The following is a 9,265-nucleotide window of genomic DNA, read 5'->3' as shown; positions in this document are numbered from 1 at the left end:
CTGACACACGACCGGTACCGATCACGCAGGCCAGAAACGTCAGAAGATTGTCTTGCTAAACCGGGGGCATCCACACATGATTTCTAACATGTTCTCGGAAGTCGCTCATGTGCATCCGGCCTGTTGATCTACACGCGGGTCGTGGCCTTGTTGGGGTTACGCACGTGCCGTGATCTCATTAGCGGACAGGTCGTTTTTGACCGAGTGAGCCCTCAGATTCTGGGTGCGTAGTTTTTCCGTTCCATGCTTTCAATCTATCGCGAACTCCTTTGGGTCGCTTCGGCTCAGACGCCGATGGCGACCGTGTCTCTTTTCACGTCAAACGCTGTTTTGTGTCTCAGTATGCTCCAGGCCATGCGCGCCAGTTTGCTACCAACGCCAATCGTTTGATCTGTCTGCGTATGACCCGCTGTCTTGTCTGATCAATCCCCACCAAGTGGAATGTGTCTTTGCCAATGTCGATGCCAATCGACATCAGCTTATCAAAGTCGTTCTTCGCCATGCTACTTCACCAGCTCGCAGAAATAGGCTCAGCCTAAACTGCGAGCTGGTGAAGTAGCCGGTACATCCCGTTAGCGGACAACTCAACCCACCGCGGACACTGGAAGAGCCGACGGACCGAGTTTGTGTCACTCCGGGTTTAGAACGATCGCATAAGGCGTCGCCAGTTTTCTGGACACCGGGATGTTCAGGATGCGTTGTCTGGTTTCGCGTTGGCATCTTCGAACCCTACGTCCGGATAACCGACGGTGCTGTCCATCAGTCCAGGTGAAACACCTGATCCATCATGGCCCACCATTCGCCCTCTTTCCGGTCCGTTAAGGGGTCCTGACAGGGATCTGTCAGTTTCCACCAGTCTCGCGTTACGGGGTCCGCTGCCATTCGGGCCGCATCCGCAGCGAAGTCCGTGCCGTGATACTCCCAATAGCCAAAAAGCAGGTTCTCCGGCTCCTTCAGGAAGATCGAATAGTTACGGATGTGACAGGCGGAAATTTGTTCCAAAACCTTTGGCCAGACTGCCGCATGAAGCCGTTTGTATTCCGCGAGTTTCTCCGGCTTCAATCCAATGACCATGCCCATACGTTGCATCTTAAGCCCCCTCAACGATCTCGTGTACGGGGAGCAAGTTCATTGAAGCGATCGCGTCCCAGTCCCAGGCGATCCCCAGACCCGGTGTGTCGGAAGCCTGGGCTTTGCCATCTTCGATCATGATGGGACCTTCGGTGATCAGATCAAGCTGCGGGATGTATTCAAGCCAAGGGGCATTCTGGACCGCGCAAACCAGCCCCAAATGCAGCTCCATCAAAAAATGCGGGCAGATCGTGACATTGTAGGCTTCGGCCAGATGCGCGATCTTGAGCCAGGGGGTGATCCCACCGACGCGCGCCACATCCGCCTGAACAATCGAGCATGCGCCTTGGTCGAGGTAATCCTTGAACTGGCTGAGCGAGTACATGCTTTCTCCTACTGCGACGGGCACGGACGTTGCTGCCATCAGTCGGGCGTGTGCGCCGACATCATCAGCAGGCATTGGCTCTTCGAACCATGCAATTCCGAACTCCTCCAGCATGTTTGCCCGCCGCACCGCTTCGGACAGATGGAAGGCCTGGTTGGCATCGGTCATGATCTCGTAAGATGCGCCCACGGCCTCGCGCACCGCAGTGAGACGGGTGCGATCCTCGCTCATATGCGGACGCCCGATCTTGATCTTTGAACCCGCAAACCCCCGTGCTTGTGCGGCCAGCGCGTCATCGACAAGGGCCTGTGCCTCAATGTGCAGCCAACCGCCTTCGGTCGTGTAAAGCGGAACCTGCGCCTTTGCGCCCCCGGCCATCTTCCAAAGGGGCTGATCTGCCTTCCGGCACCGCATGTCCCACAGGGCTGTGTCCACTGCTGCCAAGGCAAGCGAGGTGATCGCGCCGACAGAGGTGGCATGGGTGCAGAAGAGCATGTCATGCCACCGAGCCTGTATCTGGTCCGGATCGCGACCGATTAGCATTGGTGCGAGCGTCCGCTCCAAAAGAGCGATGATAGACGGACCGCCGGTGCCGATCGTGTAGGTGTAGCCGGTGCCAATCGCGCCATCGCTGTCTGTGATCCGGACAATCGGGGTTTCCTGAGACTCAAAGCTCTGGATCGCATCCGTGCGCTTCACCTTTGGCGCCAGATCCACCATCAGAATTTCGATTTTTTCGATATGGGGCATGGCAGCGCTACCTCAACGATTTACCGGTTGCAGTGTCAAAGAGGTGGCAGTGATCGAGCGACAGTTGGCACTCTAGAACTTCGCCTTCGGACACCGGACGGGGGTTGAGCATCTTGCCCTGAATTTCGACGCCTGCCAGTTCCGATAGCAGCATCGTCTCGGCCCCCAACGGTTCTGCCAGGGTGATCGTGAGGGACAGATCTGCAGTCGCGCCGCTTTCGGTCAGGGCATGGCCTTTGGGCATCAGGTTGTCCGCGCGGAAACCAAACGTAACCCTCTGACCTTCTGCGACTTTCCCCGAAAACACGGTGGGCAAAGGGAGTGTTACGTCTGGCGTAATCCAAACGAAGCCGCCTGACACCTTTCCCTCCAAAAGGTTCATCGGGGGGGAGCCGATGAAGCTGGCCACAAAGGTATCGACCGGACGCTCGAACACCTCCAGTGGCGTACCAACCTGCACGATATCGCCGTCTTTCATGATCACGATACGGTCGGCCAGGGTCATCGCCTCGACCTGATCATGGGTCACGTAGACGATGGTTGTGCGTACCTTCTGATGCAGCTTCTTGATCTCGATCCGCATCTGCGTGCGCAACTTGGCATCAAGGTTCGACAGGGGTTCATCAAACAGGAACACGTCAGGGTGTCGCACAATCGCGCGGCCCATAGCGACGCGCTGGCGCTGTCCGCCAGATAGCTCCGCCGGGCGGCGATCCAGCAACTCACCCAGCCCCAAAATGCTCGCCGCGTCATCGACCGCTTGGGCGATCTCCGTCTCGCTTCGTTTCGCGATGAGCAGGCTGAAGCCCAGGTTTTCACGTACCGTCATATGTGGATAAAGCGCGTAATTCTGGAACACCATCGAGATGTTGCGCTCACGCGGGGGGAGATCATTGACTCGGTTGCCACCAATCGCAACCTCGCCGCCCGAGATATCCTCAAGCCCGGCAATCATGCGCAACGTAGTCGATTTACCGCAGCCGGACGGGCCGACCAGCACGACAAACTCGTCATGTGCGATATCCAGGTCGATCCCATGGACGACCTCAAGGGCACCATAGTTCTTTGTTACATTTCGAAGCGAAACTTCCGCCATTTCTACCCTTTCACACCCCCGAAGGTCAGTCCCGAGATGAGGTGTTTTTGAACGATGAATGTCAGCGCCAGCGCTGGCAGGATCATCAGCACTGCCAGCGCACACATGCCGCCCCAGTTGATGGTGAATTCTGCGGTAAAATCCAAAAGCCCCACAGGCATTGTTTTCGACCCCGTCGAGCGGGTCAGCTGAGAGGCCAGCGCAAATTCGTTCCACGAGGTCAGGAAGGCAAAGATCGCCGCCGACGCCACGCCCGAGCGCGCCACCGGAAACTCGACCCGCCAGAAAGCTTGCCAGCGGGTGCAGCCATCGATCTCCGCGGCCTCATAGAGTTCCTTTGGGATTTGCCGGAAAAACCCATCTGTCAACCAGACCGTGAAAGGCACGTTCATCGCGACGTACACAAGGATCAGCCCAAAATGCGTATCGATGATCCCGACCCGCGCAAAAACAATGAACAGCGGCAGCGACAAAGCGACACCCGGCACTGCGCGAAACAGCATCAGACCCACGAAGTAGTAAGACTTCCCACGGAACCGGTAACGCGCGAAGGCATAACCGCCAGCCATCCCGATCCCGATTGCAATGATGGTCGACGTGACCGAAATGATTAGGGAATTGCGGAAGTAAGCGAAGACAGGCACGCCGCCTTCGCCGGCACCGCCGAACATGGCACGGTAGTGTTCAAGCGTGAATGTCGGCACCCAGATCGGGGGCTTGGCCATGATCTCGACCGTCGGACGGAACGAGTTCAGCACGATCCAAAGACCCGGAATGCAGATGATGCACATGACCAGAAAGAGCCCGGTAAAATGCGCCCAACTGAGGGCGCGCTGCCGGTTGCGGTGCAGGCGGTTGCGATCTGTTGCAATAGTACTCACAGTCCCAACTCCGCCCTTGCCGCACTGAGCTTGCGGAAGAAATAGATGGTGAAAAAGATCGACAACAGGATCGATACGTAGCCCATTGCATTGGCGATCCCCATGCGGGCATCGACGTAACCGGTCCGGGCCATGAGCGTCCAGACCAGCTCGGTCCGGCGGGCAGGGCCACCTCCGGTCATGATCTGTACGATGTCATAGGCTCGGGCCACGTCGAGCGACCGGATCGTCATTGCAATGAAGATAAACGGCATCAGAAACGGCAGCGTGATATGACGGAAGCTTTGCCACGGGGTGCAGCCGTCTACCTTGGCGGCTTCCAGCGGATCGCGTGGCATCGCAAAAAGACCCGCAAGGATCAGGATGGCAAAGATAGATGTACTCATCCAGATCTCGGCGAAGGCGATCGAAAACAGCGCCAGCTTGCTGTCCACCAACCAGGGCAGTGCGACATCGGTGATGCCCAGCGATTGCAGCGCATTGTTCACAAGGCCAACATTGTCGTTGAAGATGAATTTGAACTGAAATCCCACCAGAATGGGCGAAAACATCATCGGGAACATCAGAACCGTGCGCAGCGTTCGCTGGCCCCAGGTCACTTTGTTGACCATCAGCGCGATGCCAAGGCCAAAGAGCAGTTCGAGGTTCAACGCGATGGTCAGGAAGAGAATGGTGCGCCCGAACGCGGCCCAGAAATTCAAGTCGCTCAAGATGCGTTCATAGTTGGCCGTGCCCACCCAACGCCATAGCGTCGATGGTCGCGTCAGCTTGTAGGGCGTAAAGCTGGAATAGAACGAAAAGATTAGCGGGATCAGCACGATGATTGCGATCACGATGATCGTGGGCATCAGCAGCGTTAGCCAATCAGGGGGACGGCGGCGCAACATACGAAACTTTCGGAATGATTTTGTCCAGATGGGGCAGCAGAAACGATGCTGCCCCATCCAGGGAGGTTGAGGCGACTTAGTAGTAACCCGCCTCACGCATCAGCTCGTCCACCGCATCAGCGGCGTCATCAAGCGCCTGCTTGATGGTCTTGTCACCAACGATGGCCGCTTGCAGCTCGGGGAAGACAAGGTTGGTGGATTCCGCCCATTCCGCAATCGGAGGCACAGGGAAGGCATGGGTCGCTCCTTCCGCGAACACCGCCAGCGCTTCGGCACGGAACCCTTCTGCGCTGGCGATATTTGCGTCCCAAACCGCTGACCGGGTTGGCAATGAGCCGCCCGAGCTTTCGGCCAATTGGCTTTCTTCACCTGTCAGAAAGCGCACCAATGAAACCGCCGCGTCCGGGCTGGGGCACTTGTTGGTGACGGAAAAGCCGTGGTGACCAGACCAACCTGTATGCGCAACCGATCCCTTCGGCTGAACGATCAGTCCGACATTCCCGGCGACCTTGGACGAAGTTGGGTCGTTGAAGAACCCCGCCCAACCCGGCCAATCCAGGTTCAGCGCGACAGTCCCTGATGCAAATCCCTGGCCCAACTCGTCCCAGACATAGCTCAGCGTGCCTGCGGGCACGGCTTGTGCCTGATAGAGATCGACAAACCACTGTAGCGCGCGCTGACCGGCCTCGGAATTGAACACGGGCTTGAAGTCTTCGTCCACGTACAAACCACCTTCGGCCACAACCAGCTCGTAAAAGCGACCGACGATGGCTTCGTCCTTGCCAGCATATTGTGTGCCGTAGAAATTGGGCGGATCAGAGAAGAAGATAGCCTGATCCTTCACCTGATCCCAGGTCGTGGGTGGGGCCAGATCATAGCCGTATTCGGCTTTAAAGGCGGCAGCTTTTTCGGCATCCTCATAGTTGGATTTCAGGTAGTACATGACGGAAACGTCGAACTGCGCGCGTGGCAGCATGACAAGTGCGCCATCAACCATCGAGGCCGACACGTTGGCACCGACGAAGCCCGCTAGTTCATCTTCGGGAACGTGCCCCTTCAGATCCATATACAGCCCTTCGTATTGCGCGGCAAAAGAGGAGTGGTTGGAGCCCACGCACCAGCTTGTCGTGCCTGCGGCCATATCGGATTTGATTTCCTTATCGATCTCGAAATGGCTCTTTTTCGAGATGATATCCACCTTGGCACCGGTCGCCGCTTCCCAGTCGGCAATCCGACCGTACAACCCCTCATATTGCTCTCCGCCAATCAATTTCGCCTCGACGGTGACGCCGGAAAAACTCCCGTAATCTTGCGCGCTGGCGCCGGTGGCCAGCACGGCGACCGTGCTCAACGCAACAGCTTTTAGATATGACATGACTTCCTCCCAATAGTGTATTTATATTTGATTGATATATTCATTTTTGAAAACTATACATATGTCAAGTAATGGTTGTACACCGGGCGATCAGAATGAGAGGAGCCGCTGACATGGCTGTACAAACAGTTGATCGATATCGCGCACCCGCGCTCGATAAAGGCCTTGATATTATTGAGCTTCTTGCCGCTTCACCCGCCCCTCTGACACAGACAGAGATTGGCAAGGGCCTAGGGCGGGCACAGAACGAAATTTACCGAATGCTCGATACACTGGTCCGCCGGGGCTATGTCGCAAAGAGCCCCGAAGGCGACAAGTACACTCTGACTCTCAGGCTGCTTGCTGTCGCGAATACCTATCCGCCCCATCGCCGAATGCTGGATATCGCGGAACCCGTTATGCGGCAGGTGGCCGCAGCGTTGGAGCAATCCTTGCATCTGGCCGTCTGGGAAAACGGCGAGTTCCGGATCGCCGCAGCCTTTTCTTCGCCTGGCAACTGGCGGCTGTCGCTGCGCATCGGTTCACGGATCGGTCTCTACAACACCGGATCGGGCAAGGTGCTTGCCGCCTTTCAACCCGAAGAGACGCGCCGCCGCATGATCGCGGAACATCGGCTTGTGCCTGCGGAACAGGGTATCAGGGAAAAGCCGTTTTTTACCCTACTGGATCAAATCAAAACCCAAGGCCATGTCAGCGAAGACAGTGCGCACACAGTGGGGGTAACCAATCTCGCCTGTCCGGTGCTTGATCCGTTTGGCAACGCGATTGCGGCCCTGACGTGCCCCTATGTCGAACGAATCGATTCACACTCTGCGCCTGACCGCAAAGGTGCCATTGCCGCCCTGGCGGCGGCGGCGTCAGAGCTGGGTGAAGCACTGGTGGGCGTGCCTCAGATTGCGGAGGCCGGCACATGATTGCCACGCAATCGATCGGAGAAACCGGCGTCAGGATCAGCGAGTTGGGCCTGGGCGCCGCGACATTGGGCGGTATTTTCGAGGCGGTACCCGACACATCAGCCCGCGACATTCTGGACCGCGCCATTGATGCCGGGATCACCTATTTCGATACGGCACCCTTCTACGGCCACGGCTTGTCCGAGCATCGGGTGGGCGCGGCCTTACGGGGACGAACGGATTTAACACTCTCGACAAAGGTCGGACGTCTTTTGCGCCCCGGTGTCGACCCTGATCCGGGGGCCTGGGTAGACGCTCTGCCCTTTACGGTCGTCTATGACTATTCCTATGACGGGATCATGCGCAGTTTCGAGGCTTCTCAGCACCGTCTGGGCCGCGATAAGATCGACATTCTGTATATGCATGACATCGGCGACCCTGGCCACGAAACCAACGACCCGGCGCTTTTTGACATTGCGATGCAGGACGGCTACCGCGCGATGAATGAATTGCGGCGCAGCGGCGTGGTCCAAGCCATCGGTTTGGGCGTCAATGGCGCTGATGTTTTGATGCGCGCACTGGACCACGGGGATTGGGATGTTTTCCTGCTGGCCGGGCGCTACACCCTGCTTGAGCAGGCGCCGTTGGATGATCTTTTTCCGAAGTGTGCCGAACAAAGCTGCAGGATCGTAATCGGCGGACCGTTCAACTCCGGCATCCTCGCAGGTGGGGATACGTTCGACTATGGCGCGATCCCGGAAAACATCGCGCGACAGGTCCAACAGATCAGTGCAGTGGCACGAGACCACTGCGTGCCCTTGGCAGCCGCAGCACTTCAGTTCTGTCGTGCCCACCCTTTGGTCACCAGCACGATCCCTGGCCCGCGCAATGTGGGTGAACTGGATCAAGTTCTCGACTGGTGGACACATCCGATCCCGACCGGCTTCTGGTCTGATCTCAAATCTGCCGGCCTTTTGCGACCCGATGCCCCAACGGAGAGGTAGCCCATGCGTATCGACAGCCATCACCACCTCTGGACCCTCTCGCGCGGCGATTACGGCTGGATGAGCCCCGAGTTCACTGCCATCTACCGTGACTTCACCCCGGATGATCTGGCCCCGCATTTGCGCTCTGCCGGCATAACCAAAACGGTTGTTGTGCAGGCAGCCGATACCGTGGCCGAGACAGAGTTCCTATTGGGTTTGGCAGATCAGGTGGATTGGATCGCGGGTGTTGTGGGTTGGGTTGATTTTGAAGATCCTGATGTTGGGAAAACACTGGCCCGCTTGGCCCAAAACCCGAAATTCAAAGGCGTGCGGCCCATGATTCAAGACATCGCCGATGATGATTGGATACTGTCCGACAGGTTGGATCCCGCGTTTGATGCGATCAGTGACATGGTACTTTGCTTTGACGCTTTGGTCCTGCCGCGCCATCTAACGCGATTGGCCAGACGATTGGAGCGGCATCCGGATCTGGCTTGCGTTATCGACCATGGCGCCAAGCCAGATCTGAAATCCGGTGACATTGAAGCGTGGCGGACCCACATCGCGCGCATCGCCAACACGACCCAGGCATTTTGCAAACTGTCCGGCCTGCTGACCGAAGCCAGACCTGGTGCAGTCCTGAAAGAGCTAGAACCCGCGACCAGACATCTGCTTGATGTCTTTGGCCCTGAGCGCCTGATGTTCGGCAGTGACTGGCCCGTTCTAGATATGGCCAGCGACTACGGAACCTGGGTTTCAATGGTCGAAACCCTGTTGGAGGACGTCTCGGACGAACAGAAGGCGGCGATTTGGGGACAAAACGCGATTGCCCTCTATCGTCTTGACCTGTCTCCGCTTTGCATTGCCTAGGCTCAGGACCCATTGATTTCCGCTGCGGGGCGTGTTTCACGGCTGCAAAAAGCGGTGAACATGTCTGATCT

9 protein-coding genes are annotated in these 9,265 nt (G+C 57.4%); 3 read left to right on the top strand and 6 right to left on the bottom strand.

Features of this window, described 5'->3' with window-relative positions; translation table 11 throughout:
* Nucleotides 1-759: 759 nt before the first annotated feature.
* The 6 genes from Q1A75_RS22800 to Q1A75_RS22775 all read right to left on the bottom strand — a co-directional run bounded on the left by Q1A75_RS22800 (nucleotide 760) and on the right by Q1A75_RS22775 (nucleotide 6,445).
* Nucleotides 760-1,089: an L-rhamnose mutarotase gene (locus tag Q1A75_RS22800; protein WP_299556051.1), complete on the bottom strand. Its 330-nt coding sequence runs from the start codon at nucleotides 1,087-1,089 to the stop codon at nucleotides 760-762.
* 1 nt (nucleotide 1,090) lies between these two features.
* Nucleotides 1,091-2,206 carry a mandelate racemase/muconate lactonizing enzyme family protein gene (locus tag Q1A75_RS22795; protein WP_299556053.1) on the bottom strand — a complete coding sequence of 372 codons (1,116 nt, stop codon included), beginning with the start codon at nucleotides 2,204-2,206 and terminating at the stop codon, nucleotides 1,091-1,093.
* Nucleotides 2,207-2,213: 7 nt separating this feature from the next.
* Nucleotides 2,214-3,302, bottom strand: a complete 1,089-nt coding sequence (gene ugpC / locus Q1A75_RS22790) for a sn-glycerol-3-phosphate ABC transporter ATP-binding protein UgpC (RefSeq protein WP_299556055.1) — start codon at nucleotides 3,300-3,302, stop codon at nucleotides 2,214-2,216.
* A 2-nt stretch (nucleotides 3,303-3,304) separates the two neighbouring features.
* A complete protein-coding gene (locus Q1A75_RS22785; protein WP_299556057.1) occupies nucleotides 3,305-4,183 on the bottom strand; it encodes a carbohydrate ABC transporter permease in 879 nt (292 codons plus the stop codon).
* Nucleotides 4,180-5,070, bottom strand: a complete 891-nt coding sequence (locus tag Q1A75_RS22780) for a sugar ABC transporter permease (RefSeq protein ID WP_299593156.1) — start codon at nucleotides 5,068-5,070, stop codon at nucleotides 4,180-4,182. Before Q1A75_RS22780 ends, Q1A75_RS22785 begins: the two co-directional genes overlap by 4 nt.
* A 76-nt stretch (nucleotides 5,071-5,146) precedes the next feature.
* Complete coding sequence (locus tag Q1A75_RS22775) at nucleotides 5,147-6,445, bottom strand: extracellular solute-binding protein (RefSeq protein WP_299556061.1); 1,299 nt, start codon at nucleotides 6,443-6,445, stop codon at nucleotides 5,147-5,149.
* A 113-nt stretch (nucleotides 6,446-6,558) separates the two neighbouring features.
* Here Q1A75_RS22775 and Q1A75_RS22770 point away from each other — a divergent pair, with 113 nt between their 5' ends.
* From Q1A75_RS22770 to Q1A75_RS22760, 3 genes are read left to right on the top strand one after another with little or no spacing between them, the layout of a single operon-like run.
* On the top strand, nucleotides 6,559-7,359 hold the full coding sequence (locus Q1A75_RS22770; protein ID WP_299556063.1) for an IclR family transcriptional regulator: 801 nt from the start codon (nucleotides 6,559-6,561) through the stop codon (nucleotides 7,357-7,359).
* Complete coding sequence (locus Q1A75_RS22765; protein ID WP_299556065.1) at nucleotides 7,356-8,342, top strand: aldo/keto reductase; 987 nt, start codon at nucleotides 7,356-7,358, stop codon at nucleotides 8,340-8,342. Before Q1A75_RS22770 ends, Q1A75_RS22765 begins: the two co-directional genes overlap by 4 nt.
* Before the next feature lie 3 nt (nucleotides 8,343-8,345).
* Nucleotides 8,346-9,194 (top strand): amidohydrolase family protein, encoded by an 849-nt coding sequence (locus tag Q1A75_RS22760; protein WP_299556067.1) that lies wholly within the window; start codon nucleotides 8,346-8,348, stop codon nucleotides 9,192-9,194.
* Nucleotides 9,195-9,265 lie beyond the last annotated feature (71 nt).

The sequence above is a fragment of the uncultured Tateyamaria sp. genome (assembly GCF_947504105.1).
Lineage (GTDB): Bacteria > Pseudomonadota > Alphaproteobacteria > Rhodobacterales > Rhodobacteraceae > Tateyamaria.
Note: the sequence above shows the minus strand (reverse complement) of the source record. Positions and strands in the feature narration are given on the sequence as shown.